15 protein-coding genes and 1 riboswitch are annotated in these 18,660 nt (G+C 72.8%); of the genes, 5 read left to right on the top strand and 10 right to left on the bottom strand.

All coding sequences use genetic code 11. The features are described 5' to 3' along the window. Nucleotides 1-106 precede the first annotated feature (106 nt). From groL to thrC, 4 genes are all read right to left on the bottom strand, one after another. On the bottom strand, nucleotides 107-1,738 hold the full coding sequence (gene groL / locus Q8791_RS05260) for a chaperonin GroEL (protein ID WP_330090421.1): 1,632 nt from the start codon (nucleotides 1,736-1,738) through the stop codon (nucleotides 107-109). Nucleotides 1,739-2,091: 353 nt separating this feature from the next. Continuing rightward, on the bottom strand, nucleotides 2,092-2,619 hold the full coding sequence (locus tag Q8791_RS05265) for a GNAT family N-acetyltransferase (protein ID WP_330090422.1): 528 nt from the start codon (nucleotides 2,617-2,619) through the stop codon (nucleotides 2,092-2,094). Between the two features lie 263 nt (nucleotides 2,620-2,882). After that, the gene (locus Q8791_RS05270) at nucleotides 2,883-3,161 is read right to left on the bottom strand and encodes a ubiquitin-like small modifier protein 1 (RefSeq protein WP_330090423.1); all 279 of its coding nucleotides are present in this window, start codon (nucleotides 3,159-3,161) and stop codon (nucleotides 2,883-2,885) included. A gap of 79 nt (nucleotides 3,162-3,240) precedes the next feature. Further along, the gene (thrC, locus tag Q8791_RS05275) at nucleotides 3,241-4,500 is read right to left on the bottom strand and encodes a threonine synthase (RefSeq protein WP_330090424.1); all 1,260 of its coding nucleotides are present in this window, start codon (nucleotides 4,498-4,500) and stop codon (nucleotides 3,241-3,243) included. A gap of 13 nt (nucleotides 4,501-4,513) precedes the next feature. Then, a riboswitch (SAM riboswitch) is annotated at nucleotides 4,514-4,655 on the bottom strand. 305 nt (nucleotides 4,656-4,960) lie between these two features. On the opposite strand from thrC, the gene Q8791_RS05280 reads away from it, so the two are divergent. Then, a complete protein-coding gene (locus Q8791_RS05280) occupies nucleotides 4,961-6,397 on the top strand; it encodes an alpha,alpha-trehalose-phosphate synthase (UDP-forming) (protein ID WP_330090425.1) in 1,437 nt (478 codons plus the stop codon). A gap of 265 nt (nucleotides 6,398-6,662) precedes the next feature. Here the strand turns inward: Q8791_RS05280 and Q8791_RS05285 are convergent, their stop codons facing one another. The 3 genes from Q8791_RS05285 to Q8791_RS05295 form a co-directional block, all read right to left on the bottom strand. After that, nucleotides 6,663-7,265, bottom strand: a complete 603-nt coding sequence (locus tag Q8791_RS05285) for a GrpB family protein (protein WP_330090426.1) — start codon at nucleotides 7,263-7,265, stop codon at nucleotides 6,663-6,665. Nucleotides 7,266-7,846: 581 nt separating this feature from the next. Further along, complete coding sequence (locus Q8791_RS05290; RefSeq protein WP_330090427.1) at nucleotides 7,847-8,623, bottom strand: class I SAM-dependent methyltransferase; 777 nt, start codon at nucleotides 8,621-8,623, stop codon at nucleotides 7,847-7,849. A gap of 326 nt (nucleotides 8,624-8,949) precedes the next feature. Further along, on the bottom strand, nucleotides 8,950-10,116 hold the full coding sequence (locus tag Q8791_RS05295) for a S8 family serine peptidase (protein ID WP_330090428.1): 1,167 nt from the start codon (nucleotides 10,114-10,116) through the stop codon (nucleotides 8,950-8,952). Between the two features lie 230 nt (nucleotides 10,117-10,346). Between Q8791_RS05295 and Q8791_RS05300 the strand changes: the two genes are divergently transcribed. Then, nucleotides 10,347-10,631: a DUF3263 domain-containing protein gene (locus Q8791_RS05300; RefSeq protein ID WP_267947912.1), complete on the top strand. Its 285-nt coding sequence runs from the start codon at nucleotides 10,347-10,349 to the stop codon at nucleotides 10,629-10,631. A gap of 299 nt (nucleotides 10,632-10,930) precedes the next feature. Next, nucleotides 10,931-11,758 carry a trehalose-phosphatase gene (gene otsB, locus Q8791_RS05305; protein ID WP_330090429.1) on the top strand — a complete coding sequence of 276 codons (828 nt, stop codon included), beginning with the start codon at nucleotides 10,931-10,933 and terminating at the stop codon, nucleotides 11,756-11,758. On the opposite strand, the gene Q8791_RS05310 is transcribed toward otsB, so the two are convergent. After that, nucleotides 11,727-12,758: a serine hydrolase domain-containing protein gene (locus Q8791_RS05310; RefSeq protein ID WP_330090430.1), complete on the bottom strand. Its 1,032-nt coding sequence runs from the start codon at nucleotides 12,756-12,758 to the stop codon at nucleotides 11,727-11,729. The genes otsB and Q8791_RS05310 overlap by 32 nt on opposite strands. Nucleotides 12,759-12,947: 189 nt before the next feature. Between Q8791_RS05310 and argJ the strand changes: the two genes are divergently transcribed. After that, the gene (gene argJ, locus Q8791_RS05315; RefSeq protein WP_330090431.1) at nucleotides 12,948-14,108 is read left to right on the top strand and encodes a bifunctional glutamate N-acetyltransferase/amino-acid acetyltransferase ArgJ; all 1,161 of its coding nucleotides are present in this window, start codon (nucleotides 12,948-12,950) and stop codon (nucleotides 14,106-14,108) included. A 131-nt stretch (nucleotides 14,109-14,239) separates the two neighbouring features. Here argJ and Q8791_RS05320 read toward each other — a convergent pair whose 3' ends face one another. Continuing rightward, on the bottom strand, nucleotides 14,240-15,838 hold the full coding sequence (locus Q8791_RS05320) for an MFS transporter (RefSeq protein ID WP_330090432.1): 1,599 nt from the start codon (nucleotides 15,836-15,838) through the stop codon (nucleotides 14,240-14,242). Nucleotides 15,839-15,984: 146 nt separating this feature from the next. On the opposite strand from Q8791_RS05320, the gene Q8791_RS05325 reads away from it, so the two are divergent. Continuing rightward, nucleotides 15,985-16,647 carry a TetR family transcriptional regulator gene (locus Q8791_RS05325; protein WP_330090433.1) on the top strand — a complete coding sequence of 221 codons (663 nt, stop codon included), beginning with the start codon at nucleotides 15,985-15,987 and terminating at the stop codon, nucleotides 16,645-16,647. A gap of 156 nt (nucleotides 16,648-16,803) precedes the next feature. Here the strand turns inward: Q8791_RS05325 and Q8791_RS05330 are convergent, their stop codons facing one another. Next, entirely contained in the window at nucleotides 16,804-18,504 is a 1,701-nt protein-coding gene (locus tag Q8791_RS05330) for a phosphoenolpyruvate--protein phosphotransferase (protein ID WP_330090434.1), read from the bottom strand. Nucleotides 18,505-18,660 lie beyond the last annotated feature (156 nt).

Here is an 18,660-nt window from a genome sequence, read left to right on the forward strand (position 1 = left end):
AGTGGGGCGGTACCGGCCCCGGACACAGCGAAACCGGGCGGCCCCGAAGGGCCGCCCGGTCGTCGCGGGCGAGGTCGCGTATCGGACCCCAGAACTCCAGGAGGTCCTAGAAGTCCATGCCGCCCATGCCACCGGTCGGGTCGCCGGCCGGAGCCGACGCCTTCTCCGGCTTCTCGGCGATGACGGCCTCGGTGGTCAGGAACAGACCAGCGATGGAGGCCGCGTTCTGCAGGGCGGAGCGGGTGACCTTGGTCGGGTCGATGACGCCGTCCTTGAACAGGTCGGTGTACTCACCGGTGGCGGCGTTGAGGCCGAAACCGGGCTCCAGGTTGCGGACCTTCTCCGCCACGACGCCGCCTTCGAGGCCGGCGTTGATGGCGATCTGCTTGAGCGGCTCCGCGATGGCGCGACGAACGATGTCGGCGCCGATGGCCTCGTCACCGTCCAGGTCGAGCTTGGCGAACGCGGGGACGCTGGCCTGCAGCAGCGCGACGCCACCGCCGGGCAGGATGCCCTCCTCGACCGCGGCCTTGGCGTTGCGGACGGCGTCCTCGATGCGGTGCTTGCGCTCCTTGAGCTCCACCTCGGTCGCGGCACCGGCCTTGATGACGGCCACGCCGCCGGCCAGGCGGGCGAGACGCTCCTGGAGCTTCTCGCGGTCGTAGTCGGAGTCGGTGCGCTCGATCTCGTTGCGGATCTCGTTCACGCGACCGGCGATCGCGGTGGCGTCACCGGCGCCGTCCACGATGGTGGTCTCGTCCTTGGTGACGACGACCTTGCGGGCGCGGCCGAGCATGTCGAGCTCGGTGTTCTCCAGCTTGAGGCCGACCTCCTCGGTGACGACCTGGCCGCCGGTCAGCACGGCGATGTCGCCGAGCTGGGCCTTGCGGCGGTCACCGAAGCCCGGAGCCTTGACGGCGACGGACTTGAAGGTGCCGCGGATCTTGTTGACGATCAGCGTCTGGAGGGCGCCGCCCTCCAGGTCCTCGGCGATGACGACGAGCGGGCGACCGGCCTGGAGGACCTTCTCCACGACGGGCAGGAACTCGTTGTTGTTCGAGATCTTGGAGTTGACGATGAGGATGTAGGGGTCCTCGAGGACCGTCTCCATGCGCTCGAGGTCGGTGGCGAAGTAGGGCGAGATGTAGCCCTTGTCGAAGCGCATGCCCTCGGCGAGCTCGAGCTCGAGCCCGAAGGTCTGCCCCTCCTCGACGGTGATGACGCCTTCCTTGCCGACCTTGTCCATCGCCTCGGCGATGGTCTCGCCGATCTGGGGGTCGCCGGCGGAGATCGAGGCGGTGGAGGCGATCTGCTCCTTGGTCTCGATGTCCTTGGAGAGGTTGCCGAGCTCCTCGTTGATGCGAGCCACGGCGGCCTCGATGCCGCGCTTGAGGCTGATCGGGTTGGCGCCGGCGGCGACGTTGCGCAGCCCCTCGCGGACGAGGGCCTGGGCGAGCACGGTGGCGGTGGTGGTGCCGTCACCCGCGACGTCGTCCGTCTTCTTGGCGACCTCCTTGACCAGCTCGGCCCCGATCTTCTCCCAGGGGTCCTCGAGCTCGATCTCCTTGGCGATGGAGACACCGTCGTTGGTGATCGTGGGGGCGCCCCACTTCTTCTCCAGAACGACGTTGCGACCCTTCGGGCCGAGCGTGACCTTGACTGCGTCCGCGAGCTGGTTCATACCGCGCTCGAGGCCGCGACGGGCCTCCTCGTCGAACGCGATCAGTTTGGCTGCCATTGGATTCTTGTCCTCCCGTGACCGGGCTGATACGCGATGGGACGAGGCATGCGCCCGCGACGGACGACCGGAGCGCTCCGACAACCCTGCTGTCGGATGCCACGGTCTCGCAGCCTCGATCCGGTTAGCACTCAAGGAAGGCGAGTGCTAACCAGGTCCCTTTTTAGCACTCGGCCATGGAGAGTGCAAACGATGTGGTCACGATTTCCCCACCCCTCATAACAGCCCCGACCTGCACATACACCCCATCATGAGCTGTTTTCCGCGCTCAGCGGACAGGTTCCGCCACCCTCCGTGCCTGCTCGGACAGTGCCGTCAGGAGCGAATCGGGACTCGCGGGAGGACACGGCGCGTCAGAGCTTCTTGAAGTACCGGACGATCGGCATCGGTGTGAGCCCCGCCCGGGAGTAGGTGCTCCGCGCCGGGGCGTGGCCCTCGTCGCCCCCGGTCTCGATGATCGCGAGACCCATGCCCCGGTCCCTGATCCAGTCCACCGCGAACTCCGTGAGAGCCACCCCGACGCCCCTCCCCTGGTGGCCGGGGTCGACGGCGAGGAACGTCACTTCCCCTTCTCCGCGGCGGGATCCGCCGTCCCCCGCGCCGTCCTCGCCCTCCGCACCGGGCGCGGGGCGCAGCCGGACGGACGCGAACCCGGTGACGGCACCGCCGGAGACGGAGACCCACACGTGCTCCTCCTCGGACTCCAGGGCCCTCGTGACCACCGCGCGCTGGCTGACGCGCCAGTCCGGGATCATGTGCAGGTAGAGCCGGTCGCCCAGTTCCCGCCGCATCGACGCGTGCACCGGTTCCCACGCCCTCAGGGACAGGGCGACCACCGCGTCCCTGTCCCGCTCCTCGTACGCCCGGATCTCGTCGCTCATCCCCGCAGGCTAACCGCCTCCCCCGGCGCGGGAAAGCGAATATCCCCTGGCCGGGGACCCGTGGTGAGCAGGGCGGGCACGACCATCGGGCCGGGGCCGCATCACTGCCGGGGCCCGCCCCCCCGGGCCGGAGCGCGGGCGGGGACCACAAGGGGCGCGGACGCGGCGAGGGGGCGGCCCCGGGCCTCCCGCTCGTCGCGGGATGACGGGCCGCCCCCTCGCGGGCGGTGGCGGACGGCGCCGGTCGGCGCCGTGCCGACCGGTCAGCAGCCCCCGGCGACCGCCGGGATGATCGAGACCTTGGCGCCGTCGGCGATCTCGGTCTGGAGGCCCTTCTCGAAGCGCACGTCCTCGTCGCCGACGTACACGTTGACGAAGCGGCGCACCTTGCCGTTGTCGTCGAGGATGCGGGCGCGGATGCCCGGGTAGTTGGCCTCCAGGTCGTCGAGGAGCTCGGCGAGGGTGGCGCCCTTCGCCTCGACCTCGGAGGCGTCGTCGGTGTAGGTGCGCAGGATGGTGGGTACGCGGACGCTGGCGCTCATGGCGTTGTTCTTCCTTCTGCTGTGGGGCGGCGGGCCGGTGCGCGGCCCTCCGGGACTGCCTGGGTCGCCGGGACGGCGGTCAGACGAGGCCGGCGTCGGTGAAGGCGCTCAGGGACGGCTTGATCGTGGCGGTCACACCGGCGTCCACCGCGTTGAGGGTCTTGAGTCCGTCGCCGGTGTTGAGCACGACGGTCCGGGCCTCGGGGTCGAGCCTGCCCTCGCGCACCAGCTTGCGGAGCACACCCGTGGTGACGCCGCCCGCCGTCTCGGCGAAGACGCCTTCGGTGCGGGCGAGGAGCTTGATGGCGTCGACGATCTCGTCGTCGTTCACGTGCTCCACGGAGCCGCCCGTGCGCTGGGCGATGTCGAGCACGTACGGTCCGTCCGCCGGGTTGCCGATGGCCAGCGACTTGGCGATGGTGTCGGGCTTGACCGGCTGGATGACGTCGATGCCCTTCTCCCAGGCCTGCGCGACCGGCGAGCACCCCGTGGCCTGGGCGCCGAAGATCCGGTACGGGCGGTCCTCGACCAGGCCGAGCTTGATCAGCTCCTGGAACCCCTTGTCGATCTTGGTGAGCTGGGACCCGGAGGCGATCGGGATGACGATCTGCTCCGGCAGCTGCCAGCCGAGCTGCTCGGCGATCTCGTAGGCCAGCGTCTTGGAGCCCTCGCCGTAGTAGGGGCGCAGGTTGACGTTGACGAACCCCCAGCCCTCGCCGACCGGGTCGCCGATCAGCTCGGAGCAGAAGCGGTTGACGTCGTCGTAGTTGCCGTCGATGGCGACGACCTTGCCCCCGTAGACGGCGGCCATGACGACCTTGGCCTCCTCCAGCCCGGCGGGGATGAACACGCAGGACTCGAACCCGGCGCGCGCCGCGGCGGCGCCGACGGCGCCGGCCAGGTTGCCCGTCGAGGAGCAGGACAGGGTGGTGAAGCCGAAGGTGCGGGCCGCCTCGACGGCGATCGCGACCACGCGGTCCTTGAAGGAGTGCGTGGGGTTGCCGGAGTCGTCCTTGACGTACAGGGAGTCCATGCCCAGCTCGGCGGCGAGGCGGTCGGCCTTCACCAGCGGGGTCAGGCCGGGGGCCATGTTGGGCAGTTCGGCCACGTTGGCCGGCACGGGGAGGAGGGAGCGGTAGCGCCAGATGCTGTTGGGGCCGCTCTCGATGTCGGCGCGGGTGACGTTCCCGAAGTCGTAGGCGACCTCGAGGGGCCCGAAGCAGAACTCGCAGGCGAACTGGGGGGTGAGCTCGTAGCGCCGGCCGCATTCGCGACAGGAGAGCGCGGTTCCGGGGCCGAAGGCGCGGACGGAGGTGGGTTCGGTGGCGGTCATCGCCATGGCGAGGCGTCTCCCCTCATCTTCCCTGGTGGACACCTTGTCCCCAGGCCGGAGTTGGCACCTGCCCCAGCCGCCTCACGGGTTCGTGAGTAGTGCGCGCTGAGATGGTTGCCGGGGCTTCGCAGGGCCGGTCCCTCCACCCCTCTGGATGAGCAATATGAAGTTGTGGGCGGTCCTGTCGGATCCGCACCGTCACTGTAACGGACGCGTTGACCGGTTTTCCATGGCAGGTGATCCGGGTAACACGATCCCGCTCACATGCTGAGATCCCACCGGTCAGCGCGTCCGGGCCGCACGTGCTCTGTTTCGGGGCGGTGACGTCCCGCGCCGTCGGCCCCGGACGGGTTTGGGGCGGCTGTCGACCGGCGAGACATAAGGAGCGTCCCGCTTCCGCACAGGCTCCTCCCCACCGCCAGGACGGCAGCGACGGCCCCATCCGCACCTTCGAGAGGACGACCACGTGGACAAGGCACAGATCCTCATCGCTTCCAACAGGGGACCGGTGTCCTTCTCGACCGCCGACGACGGTTCCCTGGAACACCGCCGGGGCGGGGGCGGGCTCGTGTCCGGGATGATCTCCGTGGCCACGGAGATCGACAGCATCTGGGTGTGCGCCGCCCTGTCCGACGCCGACAGGCGTGCGGCGGCGGAGGCCCCGGAGGCCCGGCTGGACCTGGAGTACGACCTCGACGGCATGCGGGTCCACATGCTGGACATCCCGGAGCGGACCTTCCAGGGCGCCTACACCGGGGTCGCCAACTCGACCCTGTGGTTCGTCCAGCACATGCTGTACGACATCCCGAACAAGCCGTCCTTCGGTTCGGAGTTCCGGCGGCTGTGGGAGGACTACACCGCCTACAACAACGCGTTCGCCGAGGCCCTGGTCGCCGGTGCCGCCGACAACGCCCGCGTGGCCGTGCAGGACTACCACCTCGCGCTGGTGCCGCGCATCCTGCGCGCCCGCCGCCCCGACCTGCGCATCGCGCACTTCTCGCACACGCCGTGGGCGCCGCCGGAGTACTTCCGGATGCTGCCCGACCACGTCTCCCGCGAGCTGCTGGAGGGCATGCTCGGCGCGGACCGGCTCGGTTTCCTGAGCCCCCGGTGGGCGGACGCGTTCCTGCGCTGCTGCGCCGAGATCCTGCGCGCGGAGGTGGACTTCGCCCAGAGGACCGTCGAGTACGGCGGCAGGATGGTCGCGGTGGGCGTGCACGCGCTCGGCGCGGACGAGGAGGGGCTGCGCGAGAGCGCCGCCGAGCCGACCGTGGCCGTGCGCCGCGCGACCCTGGAGGATGCGGTCGGCGACACGCGGCTCATCGTGCGGGTGGACCGCACCGAGCTGTCCAAGAACATCGTGCGCGGCCTGGAGGCGTACCGGGAGCTGCTGACGGCCCACCCGGAGTGGCGGGGCCGGGTGACGCACCTGGCGTTCGCCTACCCGAGCCGGGGCGACGTGCCCGAGTACCGCGAGTACACCGACTCTGTGCTGCGGATCGCCAAGGCGATCAACGAGGAGTTCGCGACCGCGGAGTGGACGCCGCTGGTGCTGGAGGTCAACGACGACTACCCGCGTTCGCTGGCGTCGTTCCAGCTGGCCGACGTTTTGCTGGTCAACCCGACCCGGGACGGCATGAACCTGGTGGCCAAGGAGGGCCCGGTGCTCTCCGAGCGCGACTCGGTGCTGGTGCTCTCGCGCGAGGCGGGCGCCGCCGACGAGCTGGGGCAGCACGCGCTGCTGGTCAACCCCTTCGACACCCTGGAGACGGCGGAGGCGCTGCACCGGGCCCTGTCGATGCCGGAGGACGAGCGCAGGAAGCGGCGGGAGGGGCTCGCCGAGGCGGCTGTCGCACTGCCGCCGCGCCGGTGGTTCCAGGACCAGCTGCGCTCCCTGGGCTGAGAGCGGCTCCGGGCGCGTGGCGCGGCCCGGAGGAGCGCGAGGGCACGCGCGCGGTCGTGCTCCGGGGCCGAGTGCTCCGGAGGCGCGGGGCGCGGGATCGCCGGGCGCGGGCCGGGGTCGCGGTACGCGCCTCCGGCCGCGGAACCCGCGTCCGTGCCGGGGGCGCGGCGGATCGGGGCGGGCGCCGGCGTCCGCCGGGACCGGCCCCCGGGAGGGGCCGGGGGTTCTCCTGCGGCGGTGGGCGCCCCGCACCGCGTCACACGGGTCAGCCGGCGGAGAGCGCCGTCCGCCGCGCCTCTGCCTCGGTGAGGATCTGCTGCACGATCGCGGTCTTGGCGTCGGAGTAGTCCTGGATGCGGCTCCAGGTGCGTTCGGCCAGTTCGCGTTTGACCGCGGTGTAGCGTTCGCGCGCGTCGGCGTCGGCGATGAGGTGGTCGCGGAAGAGGCGCATCCGCTCGACCTCCGGGCATCCCTCGCCGAACACGTGCAGGTTGAGGTTGATGTCCGGGCCCTTGAGAACCCTGTGCTCGTACCAGTCGGGCTCCCTGATCACCATGGAGTACCCGGCGGCCTCCAGGTCGGCCAGGTAGGCGGGCTCGTCCGCGGGGTCGGCGACGACCAGCAGCAGGTCGACGCACGGCTTCGCGGCCATACCGGGGACGGCGGTGGAGCCGACGTGCTCGAAGAGCAGGACGCGGTCGCCGAGGGCCGCGCGGACCTTCTCGGACTCGCGTTTGAACAGGTAGGGCCATTTGGCGTCGTACTCGGAGATGTGGACGCGGCCGTTGACGAGGTTGCGGGACTCGGGGGAGGTCCCGGTCCGCGGAGCACCTCGTGAGGGCAACGGCGATGCTTCAAGGGGTGACATTCTCCAAAGCCTTGTCCCCCCGCGTGCCCGCGTCAAGAGCGTCCGGGCGTGCTTACATATGCACGCGCAGACGTCACATCACGGGCTGTGGGACGGGGGTGACGACCCGCGATCCTTCCCACCCCGGGGAGAGCGGCAAGGGCTCCCCCACGGGACACCGGAAAGAACGCGCGCGAGGTTCCCCCGGGATTCGGGCCGCCGTTAGGGAGCGTTTCGGGGCGCGCCGAGCGGTCGCCGGCACCCGGGCGGAGCGGTCGTCCCCCGGTTCCGAGGGCCGCCGCGGCCGGTCGCCCGCACAGGACCGCGCCGGGATGCCCGGCCCCGAGGGGCCCGGTGGGCCATGGGACGACCTGCGACGATGCGCCGGAACCGTACCGGAGGCGTCCACCCTGGGGTACTCGCCGGCGGACACCGGCACGTCGCGTACCGGCGGGCCGGATCCCGGCGCGAGGACCAGCGGGGCGGGCCGCGGGTCGGGGTTCCGGCAGGGGGCGGGGACGGTCCCCGCGCCGCCCGCCGGGGTCGGCGGGGGCCGCGGGTCCGCAGGAGCGCGGAGGCGCGGGGGCGCAGCGGGTCGCGGGTCAGTCGGGAACGGAGACCACCAGGACGAGCGACCCCTCCAGCGCGGGCAGTTCCCGGAGGTGGCCGAAGCGTCGGTCCCAGGTGCCGTCGGCGAGGTCGCCGGACAGGGCGGCGACGAACCGCCCGTGCGCCTCGTCGTCGACGAAGCTCCACGCAGAGCAGGACAGGCGGGCCCCGACCTCCAGGAGGCGTTCCGGGCGGCCGTAGTAGGCCTCGTTGAACCCGTCGGAGCAGTCCAAGGGGACGGGCACCGGCACGACCTCGGTGGTTCCCCCCAGCCCCGACGCCAGGTCGGCGATCGCCGGGTAGCGACGGGCCTCGGTGTCGAGGACCTCGGGCGCGTACTCGTACAGCCAGAAGTCGCGCACCAGGTCGGGGTCGCAGGTCAGGACGGCGACGGGTCCGGTGGTCACGCGCCGGACCTCGGACAGCCCGGCCGGGAGGTCCTGCCACTGGTGGACGCTGAAGGTGGTCATGGCGGCGTCGAAGGCGCCGTCCGGGAAGGGCAGGTGCTCGGCGGTGGCGTCGACCGCCCCGGACAGCGTGTCGGGCCGTCGGGCCCGCATGCTGGCGGAGGGCTCCACGGCGGTGACGTCGCGGTCGAGGGGTTCGTAGGAACCGGCTCCCGCTCCGACGTTGAGGACCGTACGGGCGGTGCCGAGCGCCCTGTGGACCGCCTCCGCGATCCTGGGGTCCGGTCTGCGGTGGTCGGTGTAGGTACGGGCGATCACCCCGTAGTCGGCGTCTCCCGCGCTCCCGTCGGCCGTTCTCCCCATGCGCGCTCCGCTCGCTCGTGGGCGCACCCGAAGCGGCGCCGCCCGGCCGTGCCGACGCTACCGGTCGGCTCTCCCGGGGACCACCGGATTTCGGCCCCCGCGCACGGGCCGGGCGGGGCCGGCGACCGCACCGGAGGGCGTTCCGCACACGGGCACCGACACACCCCGCCGTGTTGCCCCGGGAGACGGCTCCAGGGCTCGGAGGTTCGCGGTCGGCGACGCGAGCGCCCCCGGTGTGGCGGCCCGCCCTCCGGGGGCGTGCGTGCGAACCGAGGCCGACACGGCGGCGCCCGCCCTCCGGACCGGGAGGGCGGGCGCGCGGCGGATCAGTTGCCGCGTGTCTTGCGGCGGCGGCCGCCACGCTGCTTGCGGCGACCGGCGGGCGGGTCCTCGGCGGCGCGCTCGGCGGCGATCTGCGCGTCCTCCTCGCGGCGCTCGGCCTCCACACCGTAGGGGTCGGCGGTGGAGCGCCGGATCCACACGACCAGCAGGATGACCCCGAGGACCAGGACCGCGCCGACCGTGACGAACCACGCCCAGACGGGCACGCCCCCCGACTGCTCGCCCTCCTCCACGAGGTCCTCGTCGATCAGCGGGATGTCCTGGGCGATACCGGCCGCCTGCGCCTGCGCGGTGGGCAGGTGCAGGGCGGGCAGCCCGTCGGGGCCCTGCTGTGCGCCCTGGACCAGGGCCTCGCGGACCTGGTCGGGTCGCAGTTGCGGGTAGTCGGCGCGGAGCAGCGCGGCCGCACCGGCGGCCACGGCGGCCGCGTACGGGGTGCCGGTGACCTGGACCTGCCCCATGTCCGGTCCGGCGGTCTCCAGGTCGGCGCCGGGAGCGGTCAGCTCGACGCCCCCGGCGGCGGGCGAGCCCGGGATGAGGTCGCCGTTCTCGGTCGTCCCGGCGACCGTGAGGACGTTCGCGTCCTCGCCTCCCCCGGCCGGGCCCACGACCAGCGCGCCGTTCCGGACGGCCTCCTGGGTGGCGTCCGTCAGGTCGGTGGATCCGTCCGTCTCCGGCAGCAGGATGACCTGGGCACCCTCGTTCGCCGCGAAGCGGATGGCGTCGTCCAGCTCGTCCTCGGTGGGCAGCACGAGGAGGTTGGACGCGGGTGACACCCCGAGCACGCCGCCGTCGGCGTCCATGCCGTGGCCGTGCCCCGCGACCAGGGCCGCCGCACCGCTGCCCGTCTCCGGGTCGCCGCCCTCACCGAACTGCGTGTCCACCGTGAGGTTGTCCACCAGGTCGGGATGGTCCTCGTAGACGGAGATCCCCGGCAGCGCCACGGTGATGCCCTGTCCCTGGGTGTCCGCCCACAGCTCCTCCGCGCCGATCGACTGGAGGCCCCACTGGTCCGGCCGGAAGTCCGGTACGCCGTCGGCCGCGGCGGGGACCGCCGTCAGGCCGAGGGCGGTGACGGCCGCGCAGGCCGCGGCTGTCCCACCCAGAACATGGCGTGTGTGTGTCCTGTCACGACTGTTGCCCCCGAGCACGTCAGGCTCCCTCGAACGATGCGGTCGACGTTCCACGCGGCCCTCCCCGGACCTCCACAATCCTGTCATGGGCACAGGATTCAGGCGTGGACAAGTGGCCTCGGGGGTAGAAAACGTAACTGTATCCCTGGTGCCAGTCCTGTGTTTTCCGGTCCGCACACGGCATGTCGAGTCGCTAGCATGAGTCGCGCCGATCCGGACAAACCAATTTCCCGTCCAGGGGGTGTCCCATGCCGAATATCGGTCCGACCGGAGACGGTCAGTCGGCCCTCGCCGAACGCGAACAGCGCATCCTCGCCTTCGAACGCCAGTGGTGGAAGTTCGAGGGCTCCAAGGAGCAGGCGATCCGTGACGAGTTCGGGTTCTCCGCGACCCGTTACTACCAACTGCTGAACGGGCTGGTGGAGCGGCCGGAAGCCCTGGCCTTCGACCCGATGACCGTCAAGCGCCTGCGTCGGCTGCGCGCCGACCGCCGCCGACAGCGCAACGCACGTCAGCTGGGCATCCAGCTCTGACCCTCGTCCGTCTTCTCTTTTCGGTCACATGGACGCAGTACCCGCGCAGGGCCGCGATCCCACCCTCGCGGGCGGCGTTTCTCCACCGGATCTTCACCGAATCTCCCTCGGGCGTGTCGCACGGGCCATCCCCGGCGCACCCTCCTCCCCGGCCGGGGACACCGTCCGCCGCCGGGGACACCGCAGCACGGCCGGGCGCCCATCCGCGCGAACCCGGCCCGAGCGGCAGCGCGCGGGCGCTCCGGCGCCCCGCCCGACCAGTCCCGACCGCGTACACGGCTCCACCGGAAAGGCCCTCCATGACCCTGCCCCGACCGAGCACGGACGCCGGACGCGCCGGGCTCGACGCCTTCGTCTCCGCACCCGGGCGCGCGCTGGCCGCCTTCGACTTCGACGGCACGCTCGCACCGATCGTCGCCGACCCGCGCACGTCCGCCCCCTATCCGGGGATCGTGGACACGCTCGCCGACCTGGCCGGGCTGATCGGCTCGGTCGCGGTGATCACCGGCAGGCCCGCCGCCACGGCCGTGCGGATGGGCGGGTTGGAGCGGGTCCGCGGCATCACCGTGCTCGGCCACTACGGCGCCGAGCGGTGGGAGGACGGGCACGTCACCGCCGCCGACCCGCCGCCCGGTGTGGCCCTCGTCCGGGAGGAGCTCCCCGGCCTGGTCGCCCGGGCGGGCGCGCCGGAGGGCACCTGGATCGAGGACAAGGGCCGGTCGCTGAGCGTGCACACCCGGCGCACCGCCGATCCCGACGGTGCGCTCGCCCTGCTCACCCCCGCCCTGACCGCTCTGGCCGAGCGGGCCGAGCTCCGGGTGGAGCCGGGGCGGATGGTCGTCGAACTCCGTCCACAGGGTGTGGACAAGGGTGCGACGCTCACCGCCCTGGTCGAGGAGACCGGCACACGCGCCGTGCTCTACGCGGGCGACGACCTCGGCGACCTCCCCGCGTTCGGCGCCGTGGCGGCCCTGCGCGGGCAGGGTGTTCCCGGTCTGACCGTGTGCTCCTCCTCCGAGGAGGTCACCGCGGTGGCGGACGCGGCCGACCTGGTCGTCCCCGGCCCCGCCGGCCTGGCAGGGCTCCTCGGCGGACTCACGGAGGCGATCCGTGCGCCTGGGGCGTGAGCGCCGACCGGGCCGCTGAGCGCAGGTCCCCCAACCCGACCCGGTCGCGCCCGTAGTGCACCGCGTTGGTGAGCACACCCACGTACCGGCCGCTGTCCGGGTGCAGGAACAGGCTCGTCCCGGTGAACCCGTTGTGGTAGACCACCCCCTCGGGGGTGATCAGCCAGCCCAGCCCGCGCCACAGGCGCTGGCCGGCGTCAACGTGCGGCTGCCAGCTCATCCGCACGAACGACGAGGGGACCGGGCCGGGCCCTCCCTCGTGCAGCCGCAGCATCTCCCGGGCGAACGCCCCCAGGTCGATGGCGGTCGAGAACGCGCCCGCGTGGCCCGCCACCCCGCCCATCAGCGCCGCCGCCTCGTCGTGCACGACTCCCCAGGCGGGCCCGGCTCCCGGCAGGCGGCGCTCGGTGGGAGCCACGGCCGGTGACCTCGTCAGCGGCCCGAAGGTCGTCGAACGCATCCCCAGCTCGTCCCACAGGTCCCCGGCGAGCCGGTCCAGGCTGGTCCCGTAGAGGCGTTCGAGGAGCAGGCCGAGCAGGATGAACCCCCGGTCGACGTACTGGTATCCGGGATCCTCCAGCGGATCGGCGAGGATGGCCTCCCCCAGGTCCTGGTCGGTGCCCACGTACCGTTCCAGCCATGTCACCGGATTGAGCCGGCTGGTGTGGGTGAGGATCTGCCGCGCGGTCACACGGGCTCCTGGCAGCCCCTCCGCGTGCAGGTATTCGGACATCGGGGCGTCCAGGTCCAAAAGCCCCTCGGCGACCGCCTGCCCCACCAGCGGCCAGGTCGCCATCACCTTGGTCAGGCTCGCCACGTCGTAGGCCACGTCCGGCGCGGTGTCGCTCTCACCGTCGATCCGTCCCACGGCGACGAACTCCCACATGCCGCCGGTACCGATGACGGCCGCGCCGCCCGGCAGCCACCCGGCGTCCACCATCACCTTCAGGACGCCTCGAATCTGCGCCCCTGTCTCCGTGAGCCAGTCACCATCACGCACAACACGCCTCCCCCCGGGTGGTCTCACTCTCGGCGGATACCCCGTTATCTGGTCGTTGTCACACGGGCGGTTTCAGTTCACAGGACGAAACCCGTGCAGGTCACGGCCGTAATGGGGTCCTATGACCGTGAAGGCGCAGATCCGGGGGCACCGGAGTAGTGTGGCGGCGGAGAAGCCCCGAGGAGGACCATGAGCAGCCAGACCCCCGTGCCCGCCGGATTCCGCAGCGTGGCGGGAAACATCGGGATCAAGGACCCGAAGGACGACTTCTTCGCGGTGGTGTCGGAGGTTCCCGCACGCGTGTCGGCCGTGTTCACCCGGTCCCGGTTCGCCGGGCCCAGTGTGCTGCTCAGCCGTGCGACGGCCGCGGACGGCCGCGCGCGCGGCGTCACGGTGATCGCCCGCAACGCGAACGTCGCCACGGGACGGGCCGGCGACGAGCACGCCCGCGAGTTGCAGGAGGGCGTGGCCCGCGCCGCCGGGGTGCGCCCGGACGAGATCCTGGTCGCGTCGACCGGCGTGATCGGGCGCCCCTACCCGATGGAGAAGGTGCGCGCCCACCTGGAGGGCCTGCCCGCGGAGTTCCCCCCGGCGGACCTGGACCGGGCGGCGGGCGCGATGATGACCACCGACACCCACCCCAAGGCCGCCTCCGCGCGGGTGGGCGGGGCGACGGTGACGGGCATCGCCAAGGGTGTCGGCATGATCGAGCCGAACATGGCGACCATGCTGGCCTGGTTCTTCACCGACGCCGAGCTGGAGCAGCCCGTCCTCGACGAGGTGTTCCGCCGGGTGGTGGACCGGACGTTCAACGCCCTGAGCATCGACACCGACACCTCCACCAGCGACTCCGCGGCGGTGTTCGCGAACGGGCTGGCGGGAGCGGTGGACGTCGCCGCGTTCGAGGAGGCCCTGTACGCGGTGGCCCTGGAGCTGGTGCGCATGATCGCCTCGGACGGCGAGGGCGCCAGCAAGCTCCTGGAGGTGCGCGTCACCGGTGCGCGCGACGACGCCCAGGCCAAGCTCGTCGCGAAGACCGTCGTGAACTCGCCCCTGGTGAAGACCGCGGTGCACGGCGCCGACCCGAACTGGGGCCGGGTGGCGATGGCCGTCGGCAAGTGCGAGCAGGAGACCGACATCGTGCCGGAGAACGTGCGGATCGTCTTCGGCGACGTGGAGACCTACCCCGCCGAGCCCACGGACGACATCCTGGAGAGCGCCTCCCAGCACATGAAGGGCGACGAGGTCGTGATCGGCGTCGACCTGGGGATCGGCTCGGGCAGGTTCACGGCCTACGGCTGCGACCTGACCGAGGGCTACATCCGGATCAACGCCGACTACACCACCTGACGCGTCCTGGGGCCGTGCCCGCGCCCGTCGGCGCCCGGGCGCGGCGCCCGGAGCCGTGGGGGCGGACGCCCTGCGGGGGTCCCGCCGGGCGTCCGCCGTCCGCGCCGCGGCGGGGAGGCTGCCGTCCGGGTTCAGATGTGGACGGCCGGACCGTCGGTCATCCTCCCCGAGCGCATGAGGAGCGACAGCGCCGCCGCCGCCAGCATGACCACGGCGGCGATGGTGAAGGCCAGGTGCAGGCCGTCCATGAAGGCGAGGTTGCTGGCCCGGGTGATGGCGGCCACGGCCTCGGGGGCGGCCCCGTCCGGCAGCACGGCTCCGCCCTGGGCGACGACGCTCTGCATGCCGGCGAGCTCGTCCGCGGAGGGCTCGGTGAGGCCGGCCCCCGCGAAGTGGCCGGGCAGCGTGGAGACGATGGTCGCGGACATGACCGCGCCGAGGACCGCGGTGCCCAGGGAACCGCCGAGCTGCATGGCGGCCTGCTGCACCGCTGACGCGACGCCTGCCAGGCGCACGGGGGCGTTGCCGATGATCGCGGCGGTGGCGCCGGTCATGATCAGGCTCAGGCCCATGCCGAGCAGGACGAAGGCGAACGAGATGTAGGGGACGCCGGTGTCGGTCTCCAGGCGGGACAGCATGAACATCCCCGCCGACGCCAGCAGCAGGCCGACCGTCGTGGGCGGCCGGGCGCCGACGCGGTCCAGGACGCGCCCGGCGACGGGCGAGGTGACCGCCATGAGCGCGGTCATGGAGATGAGCTGGAGACCCGTCTGGGCGGGGCTCATGCCGCGGACGCCCTGGAGGTAGAAGGTGATGAAGAACAGCGACCCCATCAGGCTCAGCGCCATGGCGACCGTCAGGAGCGCTCCGATGGAGACCGACGGGTTGGCGAACAGCGCGAGCGGGATGAGGGGCTGTTCGGGTCTGCGCTCCCAGAGCAGGAACGCGAGGCCGAACAGGGCCGCGACGGCGAGCGAGACCAGGGTGACCGGGTGGTCCCAGCCCGCGGCGGGGGCCTCCACGAGGGCCCACACCAGGGCGAAGATGGCGATGCTGAGCAGCACGATGCCGGGGACGTCCATGCGGCTGCCGGGGTCGGTGGCCCTGTTGGCCGCGAGCAGCCACAGGCCGAGGGCCAGGGCGGCGGCGCCGACCGGGACGTTGATGTAGAAGACGGCCTCCCAGGAGAAGGCGTCGACGAGGATGCCGCCGAGGATCGGGCCGCCCGCCGTGGCCGCGCCGATGAGGCTGCCGAAGACGCCGAAGGCCCGGCCGAGCTTGCTGGGCGGGAAGCTGGAGCGCAGCAGGCCCATCGCGGAGGGCAGGAGCAGGGCTCCGAAAACCCCTTGCAGGACGCGGAAGGCGACGAGCATGATGACACCCGCGGACAGGGCGATCGCCACGGAGCTGAGCACGAATCCGACCACGCCCACCAGGTAGGTGTTGCGGTAGCCGAACCGGTCTCCGATCTTGCCCGCGGTGATCAGGAAGACCGCCAGGCCGAGCAGGTAGCCGTGGGTGACCCACTGGAGTTCGGCGAGCGAGGCCCCGAGGCTCGCGCCGATGGCGGGGTTGGCGACGGCCACGATGGTGCCGTCCAGGGCGACCATCATCACGCCGAAGGCGATGGCGACCAGGGTCGCCCAGGGACTGTCCCGCAGCCGTCCTCCCGGAGTGGCCCGGCGTTCGCCTTCCGCCCTCGTCGTCGCTGGTTCCGTCGCCGCCGTCATGGGGTCCCCCGCTCGTCACGTGATACTGGGCGTGATTATGTCAGCGGCTGACAGTTTTCAGCAACTGCCTTTTGTCAGTGACTGACGTAATCTATTTCACTGAGGTATCCTCGTGGCGAGGCAATCGACACGTGGGAGGCCGCTCCATGGGCGCGACGAGCGCCGAGCCGCGCGAGGCCCGGGCGGAGACCGGACTGCGCGAGCGCAAGAAGGCCCGGATGCGTGAGTCCCTGCTCGACGCGGGGCTGCGGCTGTTCCACGAGCGCGGCTACCAGGCGACCACCACCGAGGAGATCGCGGCCTGCGCCGGGGTGTCCCAGCGCACCTTCTTCCGCTACTTCGCCTCCAAGGACGACATCGTCCTGGAGGCGGTCGAGGGCGTGGACGAGTACCTGTACGGCGCCCTGCGCGCCCGCCCCGCCGACGAGCCCCCGTTCACGGCACTGCGCAACGCCATGCACGAGCACTGGGGCTACCTGGACCGCGAGTCCCTGCACATCCAGGGCAGCGCGATGGGCGTCATCACCGGCAACCCCGAGCTGATCGACCTCAACACGCGCTACTGCCGGAGCCGCCAGCGGCGGCTGGCCGAGGTCATCGGCGAGCGCACCGGCACGGACCCGGACACCGACCCGCGCCCCGGCGTGCTCGCCGCCGTGTTCCTCTCCGTGCTCACCAGCGCCCACCAGTCGTGGTGCGGCTCCGGTTCCCGGGACACCGACGAGCTGGCCGGGGCGATCCACGACCAGCTGGCCCTGGTGCCCGAGGTGGTCGGCGCCGACTGGGGAGCCCCCGCCTCCGCCTCCTGACCCGCCGCGCGCCCCCTCCGGTCCGGGGCGCCGCTCCCCGCCCTGCCCGGACAGCCGTGTGTCCTGGGTGCACAGGCGCGTCCGCCCCCGGACGCGCGAGCGCCCACGTCCCGGGGGGACGTGGGCGCGTGGGGCTCCGGACCGGTGGACCAGGGGTCAGTCCACGGCCTCCGGATGGGCGGCGGCGCGCACCGCCTCGCGCGCCTGGCGGGCGCTGGAGGAGGCCACGGCCAGTTCGGCCAGGCGGTGGCACTGCGCGTGGCTGTGCAGGGCCAGCGCGTGGCGCACGGCGGGGAGCGCGGGCGCCGACATCGACAGGCTGGTCGCGCCGAGGCCCACCAGGACCAGGGCGAGCAGCGGATCCGCCGCGGCTTCACCGCACACTCCCACCGGGCGGCCCAGCCGCTCACCGGCCGCACCCACGGTGCCGACCAGCCCGAGGAGGGCGGGCTGCCACGGGTCGAGCAGGTCGGGGAGGGTGCCCAGGGTCCGGTCGGCGGCCATCGTGTACTGGGCGAGGTCGTTGGTGCCGATCGACACGAAGTCCACCCGGCTCAGCAACCGGTCCGCGAGCAGCGCGGCCCCCGGCACCTCGATCATCACACCGGCCTCGCCGATCCCGGCCTCGCGGGCCAGCGCGACGAAGTCGGACGCCTCGTCGGGGGTCGACACCATCGGGGCCATCACCCGCACCCGCGCACCCGTCTCCCGGGACGCGGCGGCGATCGCGGCGAGCTGGTCGGTGAGCAGGCCCGGGTGCACACGGGCGGTCCGGTAGCCCCGCACGCCCAGGGCGGGGTTGTCCTCGTCGCCGGTCTCCACGAACGCCAGCGGCTTGTCCGAGCCCGCGTCCAGGGTCCGCACCGTGACGGTCCGGCCCGAGAACGCCTCGAACAGCCGGGTGTAGGTGTCGGTCTGGGCAGCCACCGTCGGCGGGTCGGCGCGGTCCAGGAACAGGAACTCGGTGCGCAGCAGGCCGACGCCCTCGCTGTCGTGCGCTCCGGCCTCCTTGGGGTCGCCCTCCCCCGCGTTGAGCAGCAGGGAGACGGGCACCCCGTCCTGGGTCCGGCCGGGGCCGGTGGAATCGGCGAGCAGGGCCCTGCGGCGCTCGGTGCGCCGCACCATCTCGTCGGCGAGCTCGGCGTCGGGCTCGGGGACGACCGTCCCCGCGTCTCCGTCCAGGGCCACCGGGACCCCGTCCAGCAGGGTCTCGGCTCCGGCGCACCCGACGACGGCGGGGATGCCGAGCGCGCGGGCCAGGATCACGGTGTGGCTGGTGGGACCACCGAGGCGGGTGATGATGCCGAGCACCTGAGCGGGGTCGAGCCGGACGGTGTCGGCGGGGGCGAGGTCGTCGGCGACCAGCACGTGCGCGACACCGGGGTCGGGCAGGCCCGGCATCGGAAGGTCGAGGAGGAGGGCGGTGGCCCGGTCCCGGAGGTCGGCGAGGTCGGCGGCACGCTCGGCCAGGTATCCCCCGGCGGCGAGCATCAGCTCCTGGTAGGCGCCGCACGCGGAGTGCACCGCCCACGCGGCGGGCTCCCCGGCGACGGCGCGCTCCTCGATCCTGCGGCCCAGCTCGGGGTCGCGGGCCATGAGCGCCAGCGCGCCGAGCACCGCGGCGGCCTCGCCGGTGAGCTGCCCGGCCTGGGCGTCGAGCAGGTCGGCGACCCGTTCCAGGGCGCCGCGGGCGGCGGCGGCCTCGTCCCGGGGATCCCCGGCCGCGGGCCGGTCCGCCGGGAGGGCGGGCGGGTCGGCCATCCGGGCGACCGGTCCGACGGCGGCGCCGGGGCTGGCCGGGATGCCCGACAGCAGGGTGGCACCGCCGGTGGGCGAGGGGTGTTCGGTCTGCGCCATGGTCGCTCCGTACGTCGATGGGCGGTGGGCGGCCCGGGAGGGTGACGGGCCGAGGTCTTCCTGCCCCGGATCGCGGCGTCGGATGCCGGGGCGGGAGCGGGTGGGGGCGAGCGGGAGGGGTGCGGGCGGGGTCGGTGCTCGCGGGCGGGGTCGGGG

The sequence above is a fragment of the Nocardiopsis codii genome (assembly GCF_036327455.1).
GTDB lineage: Bacteria > Actinomycetota > Actinomycetes > Streptosporangiales > Streptosporangiaceae > Nocardiopsis > Nocardiopsis codii.